Origin of the sequence: Aggregicoccus sp. 17bor-14, from assembly GCF_009659535.1 — a bacterium.
GTDB lineage: Bacteria > Myxococcota > Myxococcia > Myxococcales > Myxococcaceae > Aggregicoccus.
In genome coordinates this window covers 1-23,453 of the sequence record NZ_VJZZ01000006.1, presented here as the reverse complement: position 1 = coordinate 23,453, position 23,453 = coordinate 1, and the positions used below count along the sequence as shown (strand labels likewise).

The 23,453-nt window shown below is 73.1% G+C and carries 18 protein-coding genes; 6 read left to right on the top strand and 12 right to left on the bottom strand.

The features are described from left to right. Positions 1-79: 79 nt before the first annotated feature. Positions 80-406 (top strand): quaternary ammonium compound efflux SMR transporter SugE, encoded by a 327-nt coding sequence (sugE, locus tag FGE12_RS12850; protein WP_153866750.1) that lies wholly within the window; start codon positions 80-82, stop codon positions 404-406. Continuing rightward, positions 407-1,567, top strand: coding sequence for a glycerate kinase (locus FGE12_RS12845; RefSeq protein WP_194797837.1), 1,161 nt, complete (start codon positions 407-409; stop codon positions 1,565-1,567). On the opposite strand, the gene yidC is transcribed toward FGE12_RS12845, so the two are convergent. Continuing rightward, the gene (gene yidC / locus FGE12_RS12840) at positions 1,555-2,217 is read right to left on the bottom strand and encodes a membrane protein insertase YidC (RefSeq protein ID WP_153866749.1); all 663 of its coding nucleotides are present in this window, start codon (positions 2,215-2,217) and stop codon (positions 1,555-1,557) included. The two genes, FGE12_RS12845 and yidC, sit on opposite strands and share 13 nt — an antisense overlap. 177 nt (positions 2,218-2,394) lie before the next feature. Further along, positions 2,395-4,218, bottom strand: a complete 1,824-nt coding sequence (locus FGE12_RS12835; protein ID WP_194797836.1) for a DUF1565 domain-containing protein — start codon at positions 4,216-4,218, stop codon at positions 2,395-2,397. A gap of 1,012 nt (positions 4,219-5,230) precedes the next feature. Between FGE12_RS12835 and FGE12_RS12830 the strand changes: the two genes are divergently transcribed. Next, positions 5,231-8,215 (top strand): chitobiase/beta-hexosaminidase C-terminal domain-containing protein, encoded by a 2,985-nt coding sequence (locus FGE12_RS12830; protein ID WP_153866747.1) that lies wholly within the window; start codon positions 5,231-5,233, stop codon positions 8,213-8,215. Positions 8,216-8,276: 61 nt separating this feature from the next. On the opposite strand, the gene FGE12_RS12825 is transcribed toward FGE12_RS12830, so the two are convergent. The 3 genes from FGE12_RS12825 to FGE12_RS12815 all read right to left on the bottom strand — a co-directional run bounded on the left by FGE12_RS12825 (position 8,277) and on the right by FGE12_RS12815 (position 10,912). Then, the gene (locus FGE12_RS12825; protein ID WP_153866746.1) at positions 8,277-8,879 is read right to left on the bottom strand and encodes an RNA methyltransferase; all 603 of its coding nucleotides are present in this window, start codon (positions 8,877-8,879) and stop codon (positions 8,277-8,279) included. Between the two features lie 98 nt (positions 8,880-8,977). Further along, entirely contained in the window at positions 8,978-10,474 is a 1,497-nt protein-coding gene (locus FGE12_RS12820) for an AMP-binding protein (protein WP_153866745.1), read from the bottom strand. A 30-nt stretch (positions 10,475-10,504) separates the two neighbouring features. Continuing rightward, positions 10,505-10,912: a hypothetical protein gene (locus tag FGE12_RS12815; RefSeq protein ID WP_153866744.1), complete on the bottom strand. Its 408-nt coding sequence runs from the start codon at positions 10,910-10,912 to the stop codon at positions 10,505-10,507. Between the two features lie 222 nt (positions 10,913-11,134). Between FGE12_RS12815 and FGE12_RS12810 the strand changes: the two genes are divergently transcribed. Next, positions 11,135-12,517, top strand: coding sequence for an ammonium transporter (locus tag FGE12_RS12810; protein ID WP_153866743.1), 1,383 nt, complete (start codon positions 11,135-11,137; stop codon positions 12,515-12,517). Positions 12,518-12,523: 6 nt separating this feature from the next. On the opposite strand, the gene FGE12_RS12805 is transcribed toward FGE12_RS12810, so the two are convergent. Together FGE12_RS12805 and FGE12_RS12800 are read right to left on the bottom strand one after the other, a co-directional pair. Next, positions 12,524-13,465, bottom strand: coding sequence for a D-2-hydroxyacid dehydrogenase family protein (locus tag FGE12_RS12805; RefSeq protein WP_194797835.1), 942 nt, complete (start codon positions 13,463-13,465; stop codon positions 12,524-12,526). Positions 13,466-13,504: 39 nt separating this feature from the next. After that, positions 13,505-13,930, bottom strand: a complete 426-nt coding sequence (locus FGE12_RS12800; protein ID WP_153866741.1) for a CHRD domain-containing protein — start codon at positions 13,928-13,930, stop codon at positions 13,505-13,507. A gap of 167 nt (positions 13,931-14,097) precedes the next feature. On the opposite strand from FGE12_RS12800, the gene FGE12_RS12795 reads away from it, so the two are divergent. Next, a complete protein-coding gene (locus FGE12_RS12795; RefSeq protein WP_153866740.1) occupies positions 14,098-14,688 on the top strand; it encodes an outer membrane beta-barrel protein in 591 nt (196 codons plus the stop codon). A 638-nt stretch (positions 14,689-15,326) separates the two neighbouring features. Here the strand turns inward: FGE12_RS12795 and FGE12_RS12790 are convergent. From FGE12_RS12790 to FGE12_RS12775, 4 genes are read right to left on the bottom strand one after another with little or no spacing between them, the layout of a single operon-like run. After that, entirely contained in the window at positions 15,327-15,848 is a 522-nt protein-coding gene (locus FGE12_RS12790) for a TfoX/Sxy family protein (RefSeq protein ID WP_153866739.1), read from the bottom strand. Positions 15,849-15,884: 36 nt separating this feature from the next. Beyond that, a complete protein-coding gene (locus FGE12_RS12785) occupies positions 15,885-17,669 on the bottom strand; it encodes a hypothetical protein (RefSeq protein WP_153866738.1) in 1,785 nt (594 codons plus the stop codon). Between the two features lie 50 nt (positions 17,670-17,719). After that, positions 17,720-18,886, bottom strand: coding sequence for a DNA glycosylase AlkZ-like family protein (locus FGE12_RS12780; RefSeq protein WP_370458970.1), 1,167 nt, complete (start codon positions 18,884-18,886; stop codon positions 17,720-17,722). Between the two features lie 26 nt (positions 18,887-18,912). Continuing rightward, positions 18,913-21,072 (bottom strand): peptidase, encoded by a 2,160-nt coding sequence (locus tag FGE12_RS12775; RefSeq protein ID WP_370458969.1) that lies wholly within the window; start codon positions 21,070-21,072, stop codon positions 18,913-18,915. 108 nt (positions 21,073-21,180) lie between these two features. Here FGE12_RS12775 and dacB point away from each other — a divergent pair, with 108 nt between their 5' ends. Beyond that, complete coding sequence (gene dacB, locus FGE12_RS12770) at positions 21,181-22,827, top strand: D-alanyl-D-alanine carboxypeptidase/D-alanyl-D-alanine-endopeptidase (RefSeq protein WP_153866736.1); 1,647 nt, start codon at positions 21,181-21,183, stop codon at positions 22,825-22,827. A gap of 95 nt (positions 22,828-22,922) precedes the next feature. Here the strand turns inward: dacB and FGE12_RS12765 are convergent, their stop codons facing one another. Further along, positions 22,923-23,288 carry a type II toxin-antitoxin system PemK/MazF family toxin gene (locus tag FGE12_RS12765; protein ID WP_153866735.1) on the bottom strand — a complete coding sequence of 122 codons (366 nt, stop codon included), beginning with the start codon at positions 23,286-23,288 and terminating at the stop codon, positions 22,923-22,925. Between the last annotated feature and the right edge of the window lie 165 nt (positions 23,289-23,453).

Genomic DNA, 23,453 nt, shown 5'->3' with positions numbered 1-23,453 from the left:
GGGCGCATTGCGTCGCTCGCCGCGCCTCCCGTCAAGGTTTCCGTGGACAGCGGCGCGCCGGGGCCGTACGGCCCTGCGCATGGCATGGCTCCTCCTCATCGTCGCCGGGCTGCTCGAGACCTGCTGGGCCGTGGGGCTGAAGTACACCCACGGCTTCACCCGGCTGTGGCCCACGCTCTTCGTCGCGGCCACGCTCGCCGCGAGCATGGTGCTGCTCTCGCTCGCCGTGCGCTCGCTGCCCATCGGCACGGCCTACGCGGTGTGGGTGGGCATCGGTGCGCTCGGGGCCGCGGTGCTGGGCATCTTCCTCTTCCACGAGCCGGCGACCCCTGCGCGGCTGCTCTTCCTCGCGCTGCTGCTCGTGGCCATCGTGGGGCTCAAGTTCACCAGCAGCGCGGGGGACTGAGTGAAGCTCGTCATCGCGCCCGACTCGTTCAAGGAGAGCCTCAGCGCGCCGGAGGTGGCGGCCGCCATCGCGCGCGGCTGGGCGAGCGTGGACCCGCAGGCCGAGCTGCTGCTGCGCCCCATGGCGGACGGCGGCGAGGGGACGGTGGACGCGGTGCTCGCGGCGACGGGCGGCGAGCGGCGGCAGCAGCGGGTGCAGGGGCCGCTGGGAGCGCCGGTGCTCGCGCACTGGGGCTGGCTCGCGGACGGCACGGCGGTGCTGGAGATGGCCGCGGCGAGCGGCCTGCACCTCGTGCCGCGCGCCGCGCGCGACGCCACCCGCGCGAGCAGCCACGGCACGGGAGAGCTGGTGCGCGCGGCGCTGGACGCGGGCGCGCGCCGCATCATCGTGGGCCTGGGCGGCAGCGCGACGAACGACGGGGGCGCGGGGCTGCTCCAGGCGCTCGGCGTGCGCTTGCTCGATGCGCACGGGGTGGCGCTGCCTCCCGGGGGCGCGGCGCTCGCGCGGCTCGCGCGCGTGGACGTCTCCGGGCTCGACCCGCGGCTCGCGCAGGTGCCGGTGGAGGTGATGGCGGACGTGGACAACCCGCTGTGCGGGCCGCACGGCGCCTCGGCGGTGTTCGGCCCGCAGAAGGGCGCGAGCCCCGCGCAGGTGGCCGAGCTGGACGCGGCGCTCGCGCACTACGCGGGCGTGGTGGCGGCGGCGCTGGGGGAGGACCCCCGCAGCGAGCCCGGCGTGGGCGCGGCCGGCGGGCTGGGCTTCGCGCTGCGGGCCTTCCTCGGCGCGCGCTCGCGCCCGGGCATCGAGTGGGTGGCGGAGCTCTCCGGGCTCGCGCAGGCCTGCGCCGGCGCGCAGCTCGTCATCACCGGTGAGGGGCGGATGGACGCGCAGAGCCTTCGCGGCAAGGCGCCCATGGGGGTGGCCCGCATCGCGCGCGCGGCGGGCGTGCCCGTCATCGCGCTGGTGGGCAGCCTCGGCGAGGGCTACCAGCGCCTCTACGACGTCGGCATCGAGGCCGCCTTCAGCCTCGTGCCCGGGCCCCTCTCGCTGGAGGAGGCGATGGCGGGCGCGGCGCAGGCGCTGGAGGCGCGCGCCGCGGACCTCGCGCGGCTGTGGCGGGTGGCGCGCGCTTCCGCGGCGGGCGCACCTCAGCGCCGCTGACCGCCGGTGCCCTGCGCACTGCGGGCGGGAGCGCGGCGCAGCAGCGCGGACTGCAGCAGGCCCACGCCGCTCGAGGCCGCCCAGTAGAGGCCGAGCGCCGCCGAGGCGCGCCAGAGGAAGAGCACGCTGAGGGCCGCGGGCAGCAGCACCATCAGCGTCCGGCCCTCGCGCGGCAGGTCGGGGTTGAGCGCCGCGCCCGCGCCGCTGAGGCAGGCCACCAGCGCGAGCAGCAGCACGTCCGGGCGCGCGAGGTCCGCCATCCAGAGGAAGGGCCCCGCCGCGAGCCGCCCCCGCGAGAGCGCGCTCACCAGGCCGCCCACCACCGGCGCCTGCGCGAGCAGCGCGAGCAGCCCGCGCCCGTCCACCGGCGCCACGCCGTGCGCGCGGTAGAGCGCGAGCGTCTCCTGCGCGAGCCGCTCGGGCTCGGCCTTCAGGCGGCGCTGCAGCGCCTCGAGCTCGGGCTTCAGCGCCGCCAGGCGCGCGCGCTGCTCGCGCGAGCGCCGCGCGAGCCGCAGGGACAGCGGCAGCAGCGCGAGCCGCACCGCGAAGGACAGCGTCACCACCGCGAGCCCCACGCTGCCGCCGTACAGCCCGGAGAGCGCGAGCACCGCGTCCGTCACCCACTGCACCCAGTCGGTCCACAGGCCCATGTCGTGCGCACTCCCGGCGCGCTCACTGCGTGAGCCTCAGGAGTAACCAGGCAACCGGGCGGGTCAAGGCGACACGAGGGCGTGGACCTCGCGATCCACGCCCTCGGCCTGTGCTCAGGAGCGTCGAAGGTGCGCCGGGCTCCGCGACGCGGAGCCCGGCGCAGGGGTGATGCGGGACTACAGGACCTCGTCGGCCCCGATGTCCACGCGGCCGCCGAGGAGGCGCGTGCCGCCGCCGAGGTCCACCGCGCCCACGTCACCCGTCGCGGTGGCCGGGTCGCCCGCGTTGGCGGCGGGCGAGGTGGAGCGCAGGGAGAAGTCCCCCGCCGCCGGGTTGGTCAGCTGCGGGTCCACCGTGAGCTTGTGCGCGTCAGGGCCGGCAGGGCTGCCGCTGTACAGGTTGTAGTCCATGGGACCCAGCGGCCAGTTGAGCGAGTTGGCCAGCGGGGTGGGCGTGTTCACGAGGAGGTTGTTCTTCCACTGCACCGTGGCGCTCTGGTGCGGCCGGATGACGAAGCCGTGGGTCGAGCCGTAGACCGTGTTGTTGAGGACCTTGATGTTGTACACGGTGGAGCCGTTGGTGTTGCTGTACCAGGTGCCCACGAGGAACGCGGCGTAGTTGCGCAGCGACACGTTGTTGCGGATGACGATGTCGTGGCTGTCCGGGTAGTTCGGCTCGGAGCACACCTCGTAGGCCCACTCGGAGTCGCGCACGGTGTTGCGCTCGATGACGGAGCCGGCCGCGCCGTTCACGTAGATGGACGCCGCCTGGCTGCCGTACCAGACGCTGCCGTCACGCTTGCGGCTGATCCACTCGAGCAGGTTGCCGCGGATGGTGAGGTTGGTGGGGCCGCCGCCCGAGGCGAGGTGGCCCACGTTGATGCCGATGGCGTCCGTGTCGTGGATCCAGTTGTTCTCGATGAGCACGTTGCTCGTCGCGAGCGTGAGCGTCTCGCCGTAGTTGGAGACGATCTCACCGAGCTCGTTGCCGGCCACCGTCACGTTGGTGGCGGGCGTCTCCACCCAGAAGTTGAGCAGCGCGTTGGTGCCGTCCCAGGCGCCCGGGTTCTTGATGCGCAGGAAGCGGTTGTTGCGCAGCTCCACGCGCTGCGAGGCGCCGTGCACCCAGACGCCGCGCTGCATCGCGCCCAGCGTGTTGTAGTTCTGGAAGGTGAGGCCCTGGATGCGGATGTCCGTGCGCCCGTTGATGTCCAGGTAGGGCACGCCGTCGCGCACGGTGCCAAGCGAGGTGTAGTCGAGGATGACCTTCTCGCCGCCGCACGCGACGCCCGTGTAGCCGCCGCAGTTGGGGCCGCCCGAGAAGCCGTAGGGCTGGAAGGTGATGGGGCTGCCGGAGGTGCCGGACACGCCCACGCTGAGGCGCTCCGGATAGGTGCCCCCGCGGATGTTCACCGTGGAGCCTGCCGTCGCCGAGCGCATCGCCTTCTGAATGGTGCGCCAGGGCTGCGCCTCGCTGCCGGGGTTCGCGTCGTTGCCCGTGGTGGAGACGAAGAACTGGGGGCCGGTCGGCGTGGGAGTCGGCGTCGGCGTGGGAGTCGGCGTCGGCGTGGGAGTCGGCGTCGTGTTGGGCACGGTGCCGTTCTTCGCCGTGAACGTCACGGTGACGGCGCTCGTCTTGCCGTTGCCGAAGGTAGCGCGCACCGTGAACGTGTGCGTGCCGTCCCCGAGCAGGGCGCTGTTGTAGACGTTGGGCGTGCCGCCGGACGAGGTGCCCAGGAAGTCCCAGGGCGAGCTGGTCTCGGTGGTGGCCGGCGTCTGCGAGGCATCCGCGTAGAACTCCACCTGCCGGGCGGTGGTGACCGAGCCGGACTGGAGGAAGATGTAGACGTTGCCGGTGAGCGTCGCGCCCTGCAGCGGCTGCGAGTTCGACCGATCGGCGCTCTTGCTCACGCGGACCATCGACGCCGTGAGCGTCTGGCTGCGCAGTCCGGCCTCGGTCGTATCGAGTCCGTCGGACGTCGTTTCGTCGCCACCCTCCATGTTGCCTCCCCCGCAGGCTGCGAGGAGCAGTGCGCTGCTCAGGAGAAGGGCAGTGCCGCGGGCACGGCCGCGGGGACGACGGGGACAGACAACCTGCATCACATGACTCCTTGGAAGGGGGGGCGGGGTCCATCGAATCGGCGCCACTGCGCCTCTGGACGCCACGCCCGGCCACGAGTCCGCAGTGCTGCCTGGACCGCCACCGGACGCGACTACCCGTCCCCGTGAGGCCCGCAGTGGTGCGGGAGCGATCGTTTGAATTCAACCGATTTCGAGAGCGAGCACCGCCGGGAGCGAGCGGCGGGCTCGCGCCCTGCTGCAGGCACGGGCTCAGGGAGCGCTCGGTGCCGCCGGCAGGTGCGAAGGCGCAGGGGGATGTCGCCTCCCTCAAGCTGCTGTCGCAGGGGCGCGCTGTCTACCCACACGCGCTTTCGGCGAATCAGGACTACGCCCAACCGCGAGTCCCGCACAACCCGCAACTTCGATGGCCGCCTGCTCCCCCGCTCCTGCGGGCCCCCTGTCGGTCACCTGCTGCCGGGCCACCGCCACGGACCTACAGCGGAGCCCACGAGCAGACGGACCGCCGCGCGGCCGCGGGTCGGTGGCGAGCGCGCCGCGCGGCCGCTGTGCTGCCCCCTGGCCCCCACGGAGCGCGAAGCGGGTGCATTCCGGCGCGCGATGCGCTCGAAGTGGGCCCCGCACAGGGCGGCCTCGCCGCGGCCGCGTCAGGCCTTGCTGCGGGGTGGGCTCGCCCCTGCTGCGCAGCGCGCGCGCGTGACGGTCGAGCTCCGCGTGCGGCCGCGCTCCGGCCGCGCCTGCGCTCGGGCCTCGGTGCCAAGACGCGCGCGCTCGGCATCGCCGCTCGTCGGGGTCTTCCTGACCCACGCCCGTGAGGTGACACCCTGGGTTCTGCACGAGGCTGCGCGAGGCCTCTGTTGCTCGGGTGGGAGGCTTGCAGTGGAGCGCTCGGCAATGAAACTCTGCGCCGCCTCGAACTCCCCGGAGCATCCAAGTGACCCCCACGCTTTCCCGGCTCAGCCGGTGTGCTGCCGCACTGCTCGTGGTCCAGCTCGCGAGCGCCTGCGGCTCCAGCTCGCCCCCGACCCCTCCCCCGACCCAATCGGCCGACACGACGGCCCCCACCACCCGCGCCACCCCCGTGGGCGGCAGCTTCGCGGGCAGCGTCACGGTGACGCTGCAGTGCGACGACGGCGCGAGCGGCAGCGGCTGCGCGGCCACCTACTACACGTTGGACGGTGCAGCGCCGACGACCTCCTCGCTGCGCTATGGCAGCGCGCTGAAGCTCTCGAGCGAGACCACGGTGCGCTTCTTCTCCGTGGATGTGGCCGGCAACGCGGAGGCCGCGAAGAGCGAGCACTACACCTTCGCGGTGTCTCCCTCGGACACCACCGCCCCCACGGTCTCCGCCTCTCCCGTGGGCGGCCTCTACCGCACTGCGCAGAGCGTGACCCTCACCTGCACCGACGCGGGCAGCGGCTGCGCCGCCATCCACTACACCACCGACGGCAGCACGCCGACGCAGTCTTCGCCGACGTACACGGCGCCCCTCGCGGTGACGCAGAGCACCGCGCTGCGCTTCTTCGCGGTGGACGTCGCGGGCAACGCGAGCGCCGTCGCGAGCGAGGACTACACGCTCGACGGCGCCGCCCCCACCACCGAGGCCACTCCGGCCGGAGGCACCTTCGCGGGGGACACCGCCGTCACGCTCGCGTGCACGGACGGCGCCGGCAGCGGCTGCAACGCGACCTACTACACGCTCGACGGCAGCACGCCCACCCGTGACTCCACGCCGTACACGGCCGCGGTCGTCGTCGCGCAGAGCGCCACGCTCAAGTTCTTCTCGGTGGACAAGGCCGGCAATGCGGAGGCGGTGCGCACGGAGAGCTACCTCATCGACGGCGCCGCGCCCACCACCACGGCCTCGCCCGCGGGCGGCACCTACGCCGCCGCGAAGAGCGTCACCCTGGCCTGCACGGACGGAGAGGGCGGCAGCGGCTGCGCTGCGACCTACTACACCGTGGACGGCAGCGCTCCGACCACCGCCTCCACGCGCTACACCGGCGCCATCGAGGTCTCGGTCGACACGACCGTGAAGTACTTCTCTGTGGACGCGGCCGGCAACGCCGAGACCGTGCACACGCAGACCTACGTCATCGACGCGGACGCCCCCTCGACCACGGCGAGCCCCGCCAGCGGCTCCTACACGGGGACGCAGTCCGTGGCCCTGACGTGCAGCGACGGGGCCGGCAGCGGCTGCAGCGCGACGCACTACACGCTGGACGGCAGCACGCCCACGAGCGACTCGCCGCTGTACGCCTCGCCCCTCTCGCTCACCGGCAACGTGACGCTGAAGTTCTTCTCGGTGGACCTCGCCGGCAACGCCGAGGCGGTGCGCACGGAGACCTACGTCATCGTGCCCTCGCCCGCCGAGGTCTCCGCGCGCATCGCGAAGATCCGCGCGCTCGCGGACGGCCCCATCTCCGAGGACGTGGAGCGCGCGGTCGTGACGTTCACGAAGGTCCTCACGGGGACGGCGGCCTCCGACCCCGCAGGCTTCTTCCTCCAGGCGGAGCAGAGCGGCCCGGCCGTGTTCGTGGCCGTGGACCCGGCCACCCTCAGCCCGGCGCCCACGGTGGGCGACACGGTGTCCTTCCACGCCACCGCCAAGGCGACGGTGGGCTCGCAGCCGCGCATCGCCGCGCTGGACGCGGCGAGCTTCACGGTCGTCTCCTCGGGGGCTTCCGTGGACGCGCTGCGCAAGGACGTGAGCAGCGAGGACCTCGTCGCGGGCCTGAACGAGCTCGACAGCGAGCTCGTCACGGTGAGCGGCACCGTCGCCTCCGCCTTCGCCGCGGCGGGCACGGGCCACGTCTCGGCGAGCTTCGTCACCCTCGGCGTCGCCGCGCTCAGCCCGAACCTGAAGCTGCGGCTCACCACCGCCGTGCAGGACTCGCTCGACGTGGCCCAGGGCTGCTCGCTCACCACGGCGGCGCCGCTGTGGCGCTTCAACGCCCAGGCGCAGGTCTCTGCCTGGACGGACCCGGAGGTCCTCGCCATCGCGTGCCCGGCGCCCAAGGTGCTCAGCGCGACCGCCACCAGCAGCACCGGCGTGCTCGTCACCTTCGATCGCCGCATCGACCCTGCGAGCGTGAACGCCGGCGGCCAGCAGTTCACCCTCACCAATGGCCTGGTCGCGAGCTCCGCCACGGTCACCGGCAAGCAGGTCCAGCTCACCACCTCTCCGCAGGTGTCGAGCGCCAGCTACCAGGTCACCGTGGCCTCGAGCGTGGCGGACACCCACGCGGCCGGCGTGGACGCGGCGGCCAACAGCGCCAGCTTCACCGGCTTCCTGGTGCCGGCGCAGCTGGTCATCAACGAGCTGAACCCCAACCTCCCGAGCAGCCACGATCTCATCGAGCTGCGGGTGGTGAGCGGCGGCACGATGGACAAGATCACGCTGGTGGAGTCGCCGAGCACCGTCGTCGCGACGCTGCCCAACGTCGTCGTGGCCGCGGGCGACCTCATCGTGGTGCACCTCGCGCCCATCGCGGGCGAGGTCACCGAGACCACCAGCAAGTCGCAGGTCCAGGTCCCGACCTTCTACGACACCGCCTGGGACGTGGTCGGCGGTACCACGGGCCTCACCTACGGAAACCGCGTGCTGCGCGTGAAGGACCCGTCGGGCACCACCCAGGACGCCGTTCCCCTCATCGTGACCACCGGCACGCCCGCCAGCGCGTTCCCCGCGCAGCTCCAGGCCGCCCAGGCCGAGGGGCTGTGGCTCCCCACGGACTGCGGCGGGGCCCTGTGCACGTACACGAGCACCCCGTCGGCGTCGACGGTGTCGGTGAACATGACCGGCCTGACCAACACGACCGCCTCGTCGGTGCGGCGCATCAGCACCACGGACTCGAACACCCTGTCCGACTGGGTGAGCGCGACCACCGGCGCCAGCTTCGGTCTGCCCAACCCGTAGTGCGGCATCCCGCTCGGGAGGGGCCCGTGCAGCGGCCTCTCCCGAGCCGGGGCTCCCCGCCTCAGAACACCCAGGGCCCCAGCCCCGCGGGCGCACCGCCGCAGGCCGCGCGCAGGGTCTCGAGCGCCTCGTCGTAGGAGAGCCGGCCCGCCTCGTGCTTCAGCTGCGCGCTGGCCCACTTGCGCCAGGCGCGCAGCACCGCCTCGTGCTTTCCCTCCTCGTTCTGCGCCTCGGCGAAGTGCACGAGCAGCCGCTCCTCGAGCGCCTCGCGCGCCTTGGTCCACGGCCCCTCCTCCTTCGCGAGCCGCACGACGCCGTCGCGCTCCACCTGGGTGAGCAGCCCGCGCGCGTGCGGCGAGAGTCCCTCGAGCGAGCGGCGCCGGCGCTCCGGCTCCATCGCCACCCGGTACACCTCGGGCCACAGCGCGCGGTCCACGAAGGCCACCTTGCCCTCGACCAGCCGCACCGCGAGCACCTCGGGCGAGGCGCGCAGCTGGCGGCCGAGGCGGTACACGAGCCGGCCCTTCGCGTGCTCGCGCCAGCTGCCCTGCGGCACCCTCCCGATGACGGCCGCCACCAGGGAGGTGGGCCCGTGCGTGGGCACCTCCGTCACCACCTGCCGCTCGCGCACCAGCTCCAGGGCGTCGTGCTGAGTTCGGATCATCCGCAGAAAGCTAAGGCCCGCCCGCGGGCGCGGGCGCGGCGCGCGCATGCCCGCTCGCCGGGTAGCCGCGGGAGCACCGGCGCCTCCGCACCGGCGCCTCAGCGCAGGCGCTTCACCAGCTCGGGCTTCACCACCTTGCCCATCGCGTTGCGCGGCAGCTCCGGCAGCAGCACCACCTGCTTCGGGACCTTGTACGCCGCCACGCGCTCCTTCGCGAAGCTGCGCAGCGCCTCCTCGGTGCAGGCCGCCTCGGCGCCCGCGCGCGGCACCACGCAGGCCACCACGCGCTCGCCCCACACGTCGTCCGGCACGCCCACCACCGCGACCTCGCCCACCGCGGGGTGCTCGCGCAAGAGCTCCTCGAGCTCCAGCGCGCTCAGCTTGTAGCCACCGCTCTTGAGGATGTCGACGCTGGTGCGCCCGAGGATGCGCACGCAGCCGTCCGGCTCGCGCTGCACGGTGTCCCCGGTGCGAAACCAGCGCACGCCGGCAGCGTCCGCGAAGGCCGCGCGCGTGGCCTCCTCGCGCCGGTGGTAGCCGGGAAAGACGCTGGGGCCGCGCACCCACAGCTCGCCGCTCTGCGCCTCCTGCCCGCCCTCGTCCACCACCCGCACCTCCACGCCCGGCAGGGGCCAGCCCACGTGGCCCGCTCGACGGAGCCCGGGCTCCAGCGGGTTGCTCAGCGCGACGCCGATCTCCGTCATCCCGAAGCGCTCGAGCGGGATGTGCCCGGTGAGCTCGCGCCAGCGCGAGGCGAGCCCCACCGGCAGGGCGGCGCTGCCGCTGGTGGCGAGGCGCAGCTGCACGGCGTGAGCGGCCCAGCGCGCGCGGGTGGCCTCGTCCGCGGCGTCGTAGGCGGCGAAGAGCTTCGCGTAGATGGTGGGCACCGCCATGAAGACCGTGCACGCGCCCAGCGTCTCCCACACGCGCGCGGCCTCGTAGGCGACGAAGCGCACGCAGCCCCCTGCGCCCAGCGCGTCCAGCATCGCGATGGAGAGCCCGTGCACGTGGTGCAGCGGCAGGCAGTGCAGCAGCACGTCGTCCTGCCGCATCCCCCACGCCTCGCCCAGCGCCGCCTGCTGCGCGCCGAGGTTGCCGTGCGTGAGCACCGCGCCCTTGGGCTTGCCGGTGGTGCCACTGGTGTAGATCTGCAGCGCGGGGTCGTCGTCCGTGGGCTGGGTCTCCACCGCACCGAGCGGCGCCTCGCGCGCTTCCTCGAGCCCGAGCACGCGCACGCCCGCGCCGAGCGGCGGCACCTTCGCGCGCTGGCTCTCGCCCACCAGCAGCGCACGCACCTCGGCGTCCTCGCAGAAGTAGCTGCTCTCGGCCGGCGGGTGCAGCGGGCTGAGCACCACCGCGCAGCCACCCGCGAGGAAGATGCCGTAGAGCGCCTCCACGAAGGGAGCGCCGGGGTCCGCGAGCAGCGCCACGCGCTCTCCCGCGAGTGTGGCGCGGCCCTGCAGCAGCACGCCCGCGACAGCGCGGGCGCGCGCATCGAGCGCGGCGTAGGAGTGCTCACCGGCCGCGTCGAGCACGGCGGTGCGGGAGGAGGCGACCTGGGCGCGCCAGCGCGCGAGCACGGAGGAGGGAGCCATGACCCCTGCTCTAGCAGGAGCGCGCGCGGCCTAGAAGAAGGCGAACGTGAGGGGGAAGAGCATCACCGCTTCGCCGCCCGGGAGCGTCAGCAACTGCATGGCCCGCACGCCCAGGTCCACGCTGCTGCGCTCCCCCGCGCGGTGCCGCCATCCGAGCGACACGTGCACCATGGACGCGCCGATGCCGGTGTAGCCGCCGGAGGAGTAGCTGGACCCGGTGTGCGAGGGCAGGAGCGAGAAGCCCAGCTCCGGGCCCACCCCCGTCTCGAGCACCACCCCGTCCTTCAGGCCCAGGGGAAACTCGACCGCTCCGCCGGCGGCGAGCAGCGAGACGAGCGCCTCGAAGTGCACCTCTCGCTCGGGCTCGGGCTCAGACGCCGAGGATGTGGGGGTCTGGGCGAGCAGCGACAGCAGCGACACGAGGGCAAGGCTGGACATGGATGACTCCTGGCGATGCGTCCGGCCCGAAGCGGGCGACATTTCATGCGAAACCCGCGCACAAGGGAAATGGAGAGCGCTTCGGGGGCTCGTCAGCGCTGCAACGCGACGCATTAGAAACCAGCGGACTGTCGTGGATTGTCGATGAATAAGCCTTCGCAAGCTTGATTTTGTCTCAGCCCATGCGGAATCTGGCCTTGTCGTCTTCTCGGGAGGGCCAGGATGCGCAAGACGCTGGTGGGGGCCGCGCTGGCGGCGGTGGGGGTGCTGGGGCTCAGTGTGCCCGAGGTGCAGCAGGCGCAGGTGGGGGGCCCGCTGAGCGGGGCGGACACGGCCTGGATGCTCACGGCGACGGCGCTGGTGCTGCTGATGACGCCCGGACTGTCCTTCTTCTACGCGGGCATGGTTCGGCACAAGAACGTGGTGTCCACGCTGCTGCAGAGCTTCATCGCGATGGCGGTGGTGAGCGTGCTCTGGGTGGTGGTGGGCTTCAGCTTGAGCTTCGGCGACAGCGTGGGCGGCCTCGGGCTCATCGGCGACCCGCGCACCTTCCTCTTCTTCCGCGGCGTGGGCGTGGAGACGCACCCCGCGCTCGCGCCCACCATCCCGCTGATGCTCTTCGCGCTCTTCCAGCTGAAGTTCGCGATCATCACGCCCGCCCTCATCACCGGCGCCTTCGCCGAGCGGGTGCGCTTCAAGGCGTACCTGCTCTTCATGGTGCTCTTCAGCCTCTTCATCTACGCGCCGCTCGCGCACTGGACCTGGCACCCGGAGGGCTTCCTGCGCCGCTGGGGCGTGCTCGACTTCGCGGGCGGCACGGTGGTGCACATGAGCGCGGGCTTCGCGGCGCTCGCCGGTGCCCTGGTGCTGGGCAAGCGCCACGCAGTACCGGCCGCGCACGCGCCAACGAACCTGCCCTTCGTGCTGCTGGGCACGGGGATGCTCTGGTTCGGCTGGTTCGGCTTCAACGCGGGCTCGGCGCTGGGGGCCAACGGCGCGGCGGCGCTCGCCTTCGCCACCACCAACACGGCCTCGGCGGCGGCGATGCTCGGGTGGATGACCTACGACTGGATGCGCGGGCGCAAGCCGAGCGCGCTGGGCGCGTGCACGGGCGCGGTGGTGGGGCTCGTCGCCATCACCCCGGCCGCAGGCTTCGTGAGCGTGGGGCAGAGCCTCGTCGTGGGGCTGGTGGCGAGCCTCGTGAGCCACGTGGCGGTGCACCTGAAGAGCCGCACCGGCATCGACGACACGCTGGACGTGTTCCCCTGCCACGGGCTGGGCGGCGTGGTGGGGATGCTGCTCACCGGCGTGCTGGCCAAGGACGTGGGGCTGCTCTCCGGCCACCCGCACACCTTCCTCGTGCACCTCGCGGCGCTGCTGCTCGTCTCGGCCTTCTGCCTCGGCGGCTCCTTCCTCCTCTACAAGCTCGTGGACCTGCTGGTGCCCCTGCGCGTGACGCGCGAGGAGGAACTGCAGGGGCTGGACCTGAGCCAGCACGGAGAGACCGCGAGCGAGGTGTCTGCACAGCCGCTGCTCCCCGACGCGGTGGCTGCGAGCGTGCGTCCTTCGAACGATGCAGTGGGCCCCCTGCCCTCGCTCGCGTGAGAGGCGCTAGGCCTCGAGCACGCGCACCGGCGTGCCCGCGGCCCAGGCGCGGATGTCCTCGAGCGCGTCGCGGTAGTACACGACGTAGTTCTCCTGCGTGACGTAGCCGAGGTGCGGGGTGAGCACCGTGTGGGGCGCAGCACGCAGCGGGTGCTCCGGCGGCAGCGGCTCCACGGAGAAGACGTCCAGCCCCGCGCCGGCGAGCCGGCCCTGCTGCAGCGCCGACACGAGCGCGGGCTCGTCCACGAGGCCCGCACGTGCGGTGTTCACGAGGAAGGCCGAGGGCTTCATCCGCGCGAGCTCGGCTGCGCCCACCACGCCGCGGGTACGCTCGGAGAGGACGAGGTGCAGCGTCACCACGTCCGCCGTGGCGAAGAGCGCGTCCTTGTCCACGCGCCGCACCCCGGCCACCGCGGCGCGGGCGTCCGTGAGGTTCGGGCTCCAGGCCACCACGTCCATGCCGAAGGCGAGTCCCACGCGCGCCACCTGCGTGCCCAGCTTGCCCAGCCCCACCACGCCCAGGCGCTTGCCCTCGAGCCCCTGCGTGAGCCCGAGCTGCCACGCGCCCTCACGCAGCGCGCGGTCCTCGGTGGGGATGCGCTTGAGCAGCGCGAGCAGGAGGCCCCAGGTGAGCTCGGCGGCCGGTGCGCCCACTGCGCGCGTGCCGCACACGGTGATGCCCTGCGCGCGGGCGGCCGCCACGTCGATGGAGGCGTTGCGCATGCCGGTGGTGACGAGCAGGCGCAGGTGCGGCAGTTGAGCGAGCAGCGCCGCGGGAAAGGGCGTGCGCTCGCGCATCGCCACCAGCACGTCGAAGGGGCGCAGGCGCTCGGCGCGCCCGGCCTCGGGCAGGGGCGCGCGGAAGACCTCCACCTGTGCGCCGAGGCTCTCCCAGTCGGCGAGCCCGAGCGCGACGCCCTGGTAGTCATCGAGAATGGCGACCTTCACCGTCAGCTCCCTGTGCGCGGGCTGCGTCCGCGCGCGTGCTCACTCGAGCTGACCGCGGATCTCCCCGTCTGGATAGTTCTGCGTGTGCACGTTGATGTACGTCTGACCGTCCTTCAGCTGCTCGATCTGCGCGTCGCTGAAGTCGCAGGTCCCGCCGATGGTGCCGCTGGTCCCGTTGGCGCTCGACGCCGTGACGGTGAGCCCGCAGAGCACCGGCGCCGCGGTGTCCTTGTCCGCGGGCCCGTGGATGTGGGCGGCGATGGCGGTGCTCGTCAGGTTGTCGAACACGCCCGCCACCACGACCGTGTTGCCCTTCACGTTGGCCTTCGCCTCGCCGGTGCCGCCGCTGACCACGGGCGTGGGCCGCTCCTGCGGGCCCGTCATGCTCGCCTTCAGCTCGTTCGCGTTGTCACAGCCCGCGAGCGCGAGCATCCCCAGTACCGCTGCCACTGCCCGCCGTCCCATCACGCCTCCTCCTCGAGGTGTGCGCCGCACACCTTCCCCATGGGAAGCTGCGGCGGCGGGAGGGGCGCAGCGACTGTCTGGAAGGGTGAGGGCACGGAGAGGAAGCAGACAGCGCAGAGAGGTTGTCCTCCGTCCGCGCCCGGCCTATGGAGAGGCCGGAGCCCACCATGACCCGTCCCCTCCTGCTCGCCTCCCTGCTGCTCGCCGCCGGTGCGGCCCAGGCCTCCGGAGCCCCTCACACCCACGACGGCTTCTACCTGCGCCTGCAGGGGGGCTTCGGCGGCACGAGCGCCAGCAACGACGACATCACCCTCAAGGGCGGCTCGGGCGGGCTCAACGTGGAGATCGGCGGCGCCCTCACGCGCAACTTCATCCTCTACGGCAAGCTGTTCGGCACCGGCACGCCGGACCCCGACGTGAAGATCGGCGGCATCACCTTCGAGACGAACAACGACCTCAACGGCAACTTCGGCGCCGTGGGCATCGGCGTCACCTACTACTTCATGCCGGTGAACCTCTACATCTCGGGTGCCATCTCGGCGACGAGCCTCAGCCTCACCCAGAACGGGGACAAGCTCGGTGACCCCGGCAACGGCGGCGGCCTGCACCTGGGCATCGGCAAGGAGTGGTGGGTGGGCGACCAGTGGGGCCTGGGCATCGGCGCCGAGCTCGCCGGCACGCACGTGAAGGGCGACAACGACACGAAGGACTGGAACGCAGGGAGCTTCCTCCTGCTGTTCTCCGCGACCTTCAACTGAGGCGCGGTCCGTCACGCGTCGCTTCGGGGCGAGCACGTCGACAGCGCTCGGAAGGGAAACGGACGGGACGGGTTCCTCTCGTAAGTGGCCAGCGCGCGCGGGCGTCGGCCTGCGCGGCGCTCCGGGGAGGCTCGGGGGAGGGACCACTTCCGCAGGAGCGGCGAGACGGGTCGCTGGTCCCGCACCTTCTTCGCCGAAGTGCACGCGCGTGCGGGTTCGGCGGGGGCAGGCGCGCTCGCGGAGAAGCACCATTCTCGCCTCGAGGCCTGTAAGTCCTACCGCAAAGCCCCCGACATCTCAGAACAGGAGTGCGCGACTCCGCGGCCGGAGGGGTACCCCTCCCGGACGCAGGTCGGTGCGCTCCTGGATACAGACCTCGGGACTTCTGAAAACTCCCGAGGTTTGTACTCAGCTGCGCGCAGCACCTCGCCCGCCCCCCACCTCGCGCATCCCCGGAGCGTCGCGCAGGGCGGTGCCCGTGCGCGCTGGGCGCATGCGACAGGAGCCCGTCCCGTCCGGCTCCCCCACAGAGCCTGCCGCGCGCGGGGCACGGCGGGGCGGGCCCATCCCTCGCCCTTTCCCTCTCCCAGTGAGAGAAGGGACAGTCGCGCCCGTGAGCGGCGGAAGAAGAGTCCGCTCTACTTGCGACCTCCCCTCTTCTTCGTGGCCGCTCTGCGCGCGATGGGCTTGGCCTCAGCCTGCTTCGCGGGCACATTCTTCGCGACGGGACGCTTCGTCTGAGCAGCACCCTTCTTCGTCGCGACGCGCTTCACAGGCTCAGCCTCGGCTGCAGCGCGCTTTGTTGCGGCTCGCTTCTTGGGCTGCTTGCGCAGCGCCGCGCGCTCGGCGGCCTCCACTGCCCGGCGCGCCCACGGCGTGATGGCGCGAGGGTCATCCGCCACTGCCTCCGGTGGCGTCCAGTAGCTGGTCGCCATCGACTTGCCGCCGCCCTCGTAGACGAAGGGCCGGCAGCCCGAGCGCTCGAAGTCGGGTCGCGTGAGCTCGTCCGTCTTGAGGAACAGCTGTCCCTCCGCGATGAGCCCGAACATGCGCCCATGCAGGTAGAGGCCCCAGCCGCCGAACATCCCCCGCCCCTGCACCGGCCCCACCATCCGCAGCAGGTCCACCGCCTCCTCCATCAGTGCCCGGTCTCGCGCCATCTCGCACCTCCTCGCAGCAAGGGTATGCGCTGCCGCTCAGGGCTCGCGCGTGAAGGCGCAGCCCGGGCTCCAGCTGACGCCGCCGTCCGGCAACGTATTGGCGACGGGCGCAGGGCAGCTCACCGTGGACGTGCCGAGCGTGAAGCTGCGCGGGTACGGCGCCCACGCGGTGCGCACGGCGTAGTGCACGGGCGCGTAGCTGGTGCGCCCCACGGCGCTGACCTGGAGGCGCAGCGTGCCGCCGCGCACGAAGCGCGGCTCGAAGCACGCGCAGGCCTCGTCGGTGAGGGTGGTGGTGGTGAGGCCGAGCCGCGCGTCCTCCCGCTGCCGCGTGAGCAGCAGCGGTCCCGCGCCGGTGTCGGGCGCGTGCCACGGAACCCGCGGCGCCTCGAGGTAACGCAGCGTGAGCGGATTGCCCCGGCTGCTGGTGGTCACGGGCGTGCAGCCGCTGCCCCCGGCGCTCACGTCACCGTCACAGAAGGTGAGCCCCACTGCGAGCCCGTAGGGCGTGCCTCCGTCCGCATCGTGCTCCACATCCCACGCGAGCTTCCACGCGAGGTCCTGCGGCGCCGGGACATTGGGCAGCTGCAGCTCGAAGGTGTCCACATCCGAGGGCACGGCGTCGTAGTCCGAGGGGCCGCGCACGCCGCGGGGCTCCGAGCCCAGCGCACCGTGGCCCGCGAGCAGCGTGCCGCGCAGCTCGAAGCCCTGCCCCGTCGGCGGCTCGCTGCCGGCGTCCGCGCGCAGGTCCTGCTGCAGGGTCTGCATCGGAGGCGTCCCTGTCTCGTCCGGGTCCACCTCCCACGAGAGCTCGAGGCGGTAGTCGCGATCGTCCGCCCAGCGCCCGCTCGCGCTCAGCACCTGCACGAGGAGCCGCTGCGTGGACGTGTGCGGGGGCAGCGCGAGCACGCCCTCGAAGTTGCGCAGCTCCTCGAAGCCCGCGGCCTGCTGCCGCAGCGCCTGCAGGCACAGGGGCTCGGGGAGCGCGCAGCCCTGCTCGCGCGCAGCGAGGGCCGCCGCCGAGGCTCCCGGCGCAAGCGGGCACACCGCCACGTCCGCACGGCAGTCTGCTCCCGGAGCCACGCGGCTCAGCACGCGCACGGAGAGGTCCGGCTCCACGGGCAGCAGGGGGTAGCGGCCGCCCGTCCCCAGCGGCACGAGTCGCCAGTGCAGCACCGTGGGCTCGCCGCGCGCGGGCACGTCCACCGCGAACGCGTCCACGTCCCCTTCCGTCTCCAGGCGCCCCGTGGCGCTCCCCGCGGCAGGCAGGCTCGCGGGCGCGAGCGTCACGGTGCGCGGCGCTGCATCGGGCTCCGGCGCGTCCGCCTCCTCGAGCACCTGCACCTGCAGCGCGTAGGTGAGGCGCGAGCTGCCCCCTGCGGCCCCCTGCAGTGCCCGCACTGCGAGGGTGTAGGTGCCCGGCTGTGCGAGCCGCGCGCGCGCGAGGCGCCCCGCTCCCGCCGCCGGCGCCTCCTCGCTCAGCTCCTCGCTGCCGTCTGGTCGCAGCAGCGAGTAGCCGAGCCGCAGGCCGGACGCCGCGCCTTGCGCCGCGGTGCTGAGCTGGAAGTAGAGCACCCGCGCTCCCTCCAGGGTCACGAGGTAGCGCTGCACCTCGCCCACCGCCGTGAGCGCGCCCTGGGCGTCCGCGCGGAGCCCCTCGTCCGGCGGCGCGGGGGCGAGCACGAGCGCGATGGGCGCCGCGGGCTCGGGCGGCCCTCCAGCGTCCGGCGTGGGCGTGCCGGGGCCGGGAATCGCGGGCGTGTCCGAGCAGGCGGCGAGCAGCAGCAGCGCGAGGGCGAGCGGGCGGAGCGGGAGGGCCATGTCGCCGCGGGACCCTAGACGCACCCGCAGGGCCAGGTCGAGCCGCGCGCTCAGCCCTTCGCCCGCCGCGGGCGCTTCACCCGCGCGGCGCCCAGCGCCTCGGCGTGGCGTGCGAGCGCGGCATCGAGCGCGTCCTCGTCGAAGCCGCGCCCCCGCTCGCGCCACAGCCGGCTCACCACGAGCGCACCCTCCTCCACGCGCCCCTCGAGCCTTCCCACCAGCTGCCCCCGGTGCAGCAGCGGGCACACGTACCAGCCCCAGCGCCGCTGGTGCTCGGGCTTGTACACCTCCCACACGTACTCGAAGCCGAAGGCGCAGCGCACCAGCTCGCGGTCCCACAGCAGCGGGTCCAGCGGCCCGAGGAGGCGCATGCGCCCGTCCGGCTCCGGGTGGCGCCGCGCGCGAAAGCCCCTCGGCGCCAGGTAGCGGCGCGGAGAGCCCTCCACCTCCACCTCCTCGAGCAGCCCCTCCGCGACCAGCGCGTCCGGCAGCCCCGAGGTGCGCACCGGGGCGAGCATGCTCCAGTGCGCACCCCCCGCGCGGCTGAGCAGACCCGCCGCCTCGACGCGCTCGAGCAGCGCCCAGCGCAGGAAGGCCTCCTCCGCATTCCCCGCGTGCGCCACCTGCACGCCGGCCACCTTCGGCAGCGCGCGCTCCGGCACGTCGTAGCGCTTGCCGCGCGGCTCGCGTCCGCACACCACCACCTGGCAGCGCGTCCACAGCACCTCGAGCGCCATCGCGGTGGCCCGGCCCGTGCCCTTCCAGCCGCTCCAGTCGATGGGCACCACGCTGCCGTGGTCGGTGAGCTCGGCGGCGCTCACGGGGCCGCGCTCGCGCACCTCGTGCAGCACGCGCTCCACCACCTGCGGGGGCAGGCGCTGCTCGCGGTCCCCGAGCCGCCACCACGGCGCCTGCGCCGCGCGGTCGCGGTAGTAGGGAAAGGCGTACGCGGGCAGGAGGCAGCGCTCCTTCGCGAAGTGCTCGAAGGCGTGGCCCGGCAAGAGGGCCCGGTACACGTCCCCCTTGCGCAGGCCCTCCACCCGCGCGAGCGCCACCAGGTCCGCGTTGGTGCCCAGCACGTCCAGGGGGTCCAGCTGGATGCAACGCAGTTGCAGGAGCAGCTGGCGCACCCCGCGCACGCCCGGGGAGAAGTCGGGCGCGGCGAGGTGCTGGTGGCCCACGAGGAAGCGCGCGGCCTCCTCGCGGGAGAGGCGCACCGCGGGCCCCTGAGCGCGCCGGGGGCTCACTTGACGGGCTTGGGCGGGCGCCAGCCGAGGTCGCGGAAGGCCTGGCGCAGGGCCGCCGGCGAGGACTCGAGGTTCGCGGCGATGCGCGTCGCGTCCGTGGGCGGCAGGCGCCCGAGCAGGCTGCGCTCCAGGTGCTGCTCGATGAAGGGCTGGCCGTGCGTCACCTTCAGGTCCACCACCGCGCCTTCGGCGCCCAGCACCGGCTGCAGGCGCGGGCTGGACATGAAGAGCACCGTGGGCACCTTCGCCTTCTTCACGCGCGCCGCCACCTCGTCGCGCAGCTTCGGGTCGAACTTCACGCCGTACTTCTGCACCAGGTCGCGGATGCCCGCGTAGTCGCCCGTGGCCTTGATGACCATCAGCTTGCCGAGCAGCTCGCCCACGCCCTCGCGCATCTTCGCGAAGTCCTTCACCACCCAGTAGCTGCGCCCACCCTGCTTCACCTGCGCCACCGAGCCCTGCTGCATCAGGTAGCTCACCGTCATGTGGTGGCCGCGCTGGTGGTCCTCCTCGAAGGCGTCGCCCACCTTCACGCGCTCGAGCGCGGTGAGCCCCTCCACCAGGAAGTCGCGGTACATCTGGCGCGCCACGGCTTCCGCGTCCGGGGAGAGCTCGGTGAGGGCGGGGTCGAAGGCGTGGTAGAGCGCGACCAGGTCCGCGCGCGCCTCCTCCAGCGTGTTGTCGTACTCCTTGAGGAACTTGCTCGGCGAGGCGCCCTGGAGCTTCGGGTCCACCTGGCCGCTCGCGTGGCCCAGCACCTCGTGGAAGGCGACGAGCCACTTGCGCGCCGTCACCGAGTACTTCTCCGCGAGCTTGCGCTCCTCGGGGGTGAGGCTGAACTCGAGCGCGAGCGGCAGGCGCTTCACCGCGCTCGCCGTCTCCATGACGTTGGCCACCAGCACGCTCTTGCTGCCGTACTTCTCGCGGATGTGCTGCTCGTTGGGCAGGTTGATGCCCGCGGGCGGCTGCGGGTAGCTGTCCACCAGGTTGATGGCCTTGGCCACCGGCAGCGCCACGCCCTTGCGGCGGTACTTCTCCGGCCAGGGCATGCGGTCCTCGAAGTACTGGGCGCGGCTGCCGATGAGCTGCATCACCCGGTTCTCCGCGACGTCGCGGTAGTTCACCAGGGCCTCCCACTGCCCCTTCTGCCCGCGCGCATCGACGTAGGTCTCGATGAAGCCGAGGTTCGCGTCCACCATCGGGTCCGCCTTGAGCCAGGCGATGTTGTACGCGTCCCAGTCCGCGGCCTCGCCCGTCTGGAAGTAGCGCACCAGGCGCTTGAGGGCCTCGGCCTGCGCGGGCGGCGCGCTCTTCGCCGCGTTCATGAGGTGCGCGTTCACGCGGCCCAGCTCCTGCGCGTACAGGCCCGGCGCCACCTTGCCGTCCGGCGTGCCGGTGCGGAAGACGCGCTCCTGCAGCTTGCCCTCCACCTTCACCACGCGGCTGTTGAGCGGGTACTTCTCCTGGAAGCCCTCCAGGTCCTTGAGCTTCACGTCGCGCCCGTAGGCCGTGTTGCCCGAGGCCGTGAGCAGGTCCTGCCCCGGGGGCGGCGCCTTGCTCGTCACCAGCGGCTCGAACTTCGCGTCGAAGAGCGTGGGGCCCAGCTCCTTCAGCCACGCCTTGAGCCCCGCCTCGTCCGAGACGCCGAAGGGGGCGCCCGCGGCAAAGGCCCGCAGCGCCGCGGCCTCGAGCTGCGCCGGGGTGAAGGCGGGCACGAACTTCTGGCTCGTCACCTGGTCGTGGTTGCCGGTGTGGCCGTAGAAGCGCAGCAGGTACTCGGTGAGCTTCGCGTCGAAGCTTCCGGCGGCGGCGCTGCCGGGCTTTCCCTCGAGGCCGAAGAGGTACACGCCCTCGAGCAGTTGCTTCACCGAGACGAGGCGCCAGCCGAGCTGATCGTAGGCAATCTCCTCGCCCGCGTGCGCCGCGAGCGTGAGGTGCCAGGCCACCTGCTTCTCCTGCGGGCTCAGGTCCGCGGCGCCCGGCGCGTACAGCTGCGTGACGGCGTCCGGGCCCACGTGCGCGAGCACGAAGCGCGGCGGCGCGGCGGCGGAGGCCGGCTTCGCGGCGGCGGCGGTCGAGGTGGCCTGGCGCGCGGCGAGCGCCACGGCGGGAGTGGCGCTGAGCACGCCGGTGAGGAGGAGGGCTCGGGTCTTCACGCGCATGCGGGGCTCCGGCGAGGGAAAGGTTCGCCAGTCTCCCCTCTCCGCCGCGCGGCTCCAAGCACCCGCTGCAACGGGGCGCGCGCCCGCGATACAAGCGACCCCATGCGTCACGCGTCATGGATGGCCGTGCTCCTCGCGCTCGTGCTGGGCTGCCGCACGTCGGCGCCCCGGCCCACGCCCCCCACGCCCGAGGCTCCGAAGACGGAGGCCCCGAAGCCCGAAGCGCCGAAGCCCGAAGCGCCCAAGCCCGAGGCCCCCCAGGCCGAGGCGCCGAAGCCGAAGCCTCCGCCGCCCGCGAAGCCCGCGCCCCCGCCGTGGCGGATCTCCGCGGTGCGTCCCTATGCGCCGCCCGCGCCCGCGCCGAGCGACGCCGCGGTGCTGCAGCGCTTCGGCTTCGCGCCCGAGCGCGTCTCCTTCCTCCTCTACGACCCGCGCACCCACGAGGCCGTGGCGCAGCAGGGCGCGGACACGCTGCACGCGCCGGCCTCGACTGCGAAGGTGTTCACCGCGCTCGCGGCGCTGGAGGTGCTGGGGCCCTCGCACACCTTCCCCACGGCGCTGCTGCGCCGGGGGCCGGTGGCGGGCGGTGTGCTGAAGGGGGACCTCTACCTGCGCGGCAGTGGAGACCCGCAGCTGAGCTACGCGCGGCTCGCGGCGCTCGCGCAGGCCCTGAGGGCCGCGGGCATCACCCGCATCACGGGCCGCTTCCTCTACGACGACGCCTTCCTCTGGGTGCCGCCGACCATCGACCCGGAGCAGGCGGAGGATGCGTCGTACAGCCCGGCGCTCTCCGCGCTCAGCGTGGACTCGGACCGCTTCTCGGTGCGCTGGCGGCCCACGGGCGCGCCGGGCGAGGTGGAGGGCTACACCGTGCCGTCCTTCGGCCGCAGCCCGCTGGACGTGTACCCGGGCCCGGACGACGGCGTGGGGCTGCACCGCGCGCCCGCGCCCGAGGGCTGGCTGCTCTCGCAGGACCTGCCGCCCAGCGGCGAGCGCCGCGTGCCCCTGCGCGCGCCGAGCGCGTGGGCGGCCGTGGCGCTGCGGCGCTTCGCGGCGCAGGCCGGGGTGACGCTGCCCGAGCCCGCGCAGGGGCTGGTGCCCGCAAAGGGGGCGCTGCCCATCTCCACGCAGCGCGGCCCGCCGTTGATCGACGAGGCCGAGGCGACGCTGCTGCCGAGCAACAACGCGATGGCGGAGCTGCTCCTGATGTCCACCGCGCGCCAGCTCACGGGCAAGGCGGTGCCGCTGCCGGCGGCCGGCGAGGCGCTCGCGGCGTGGTGGCGCGCGCGCGTGCCCCAGGGCAACTGGGAGGGCTTCAGCCTGCAGAACGGCTCGGGGCTGAACGCGAAGAGCCGCGCCACGCCGCGGCAGCTGGTGCAGGCGCTGGAGTACGCGCGGCGCCACACCCGCACCTATGGCCGGCCCTTCTTCACCCTGCTGCCGGTGGGCGGGTGGAGCGGCACCCTCGCGGGGAGGCTCACGCAGCCGGAGACGGCCTTCAACGTGTGGGCGAAGACCGGGAGCATGGACTACGCGAGCGGCATGGTGGGGCACCTCTTCACGCCCTCGGGGCGCGAGCTGCTCTTCTGCATCCTGGTCTCGGACCTCGCGCAGCGCGATGCGCAGCGCGCGCGGCCGGTGGCGAACCTCAAGGAGCAGGAGGGGCGCGAGAAGGCTGCGGACGCGTGGATGAGCCAGGCGCGCGCGCTCCAGGACGCGCTGCTGCAGCGCTGGGCGCTCGCCTACTGAGCCTCACTTCCATTCTTCTCAGTGAGCGAAGCCGTCCCCTCTCCCTCTGGGAGAGGGTGAGGGATGACTTCGCGCGGCTTCAGCGCTGAAGGGCGCTACCGCCCGAAGAACGACGCCTGCTGGAAGCGGAGGCCCGCGAGAATCTGGTCCACACGCTCCTGCGACAGCGAGCCGATGCGCTCGCCCAGCCGGCTCTTCTCCACCGAGGAGATCTGCGACACCACGATCACGCTCTGCTTCGCGAGCCCCCCCTCGCCCGGCTCGAGCAGGACGTTCCCCGGCTCCGTCATGCGGTGCAGGTTCGACGTCAGCGCGCAGACGACCACCGTCGTGATGCGTGAGTGGTTGAAGACGTCGTCCTGCACCACGACGTGCGGATGCGAGTACTCGGGCGCGGGGCCTCGTGAGTCGTCTGGAGCAATCCAGCAGAGGTCACCGCGGTTCACTGGGTTCGTCGACATGACGCGAGCGTTCTATCCCTCACCCCGTCCCTCTCCCAGAGGGCACCCCTTTAAACCTCATCGTTTGACGTAGTCGACGGTGCCGGCGGCGAGGACGCGGGAGGTGGCGACCTGTCGCAGGTACTGGGCGTGGGGCACGCGGCGCTTCTTGCGTTTGGGCTTCGG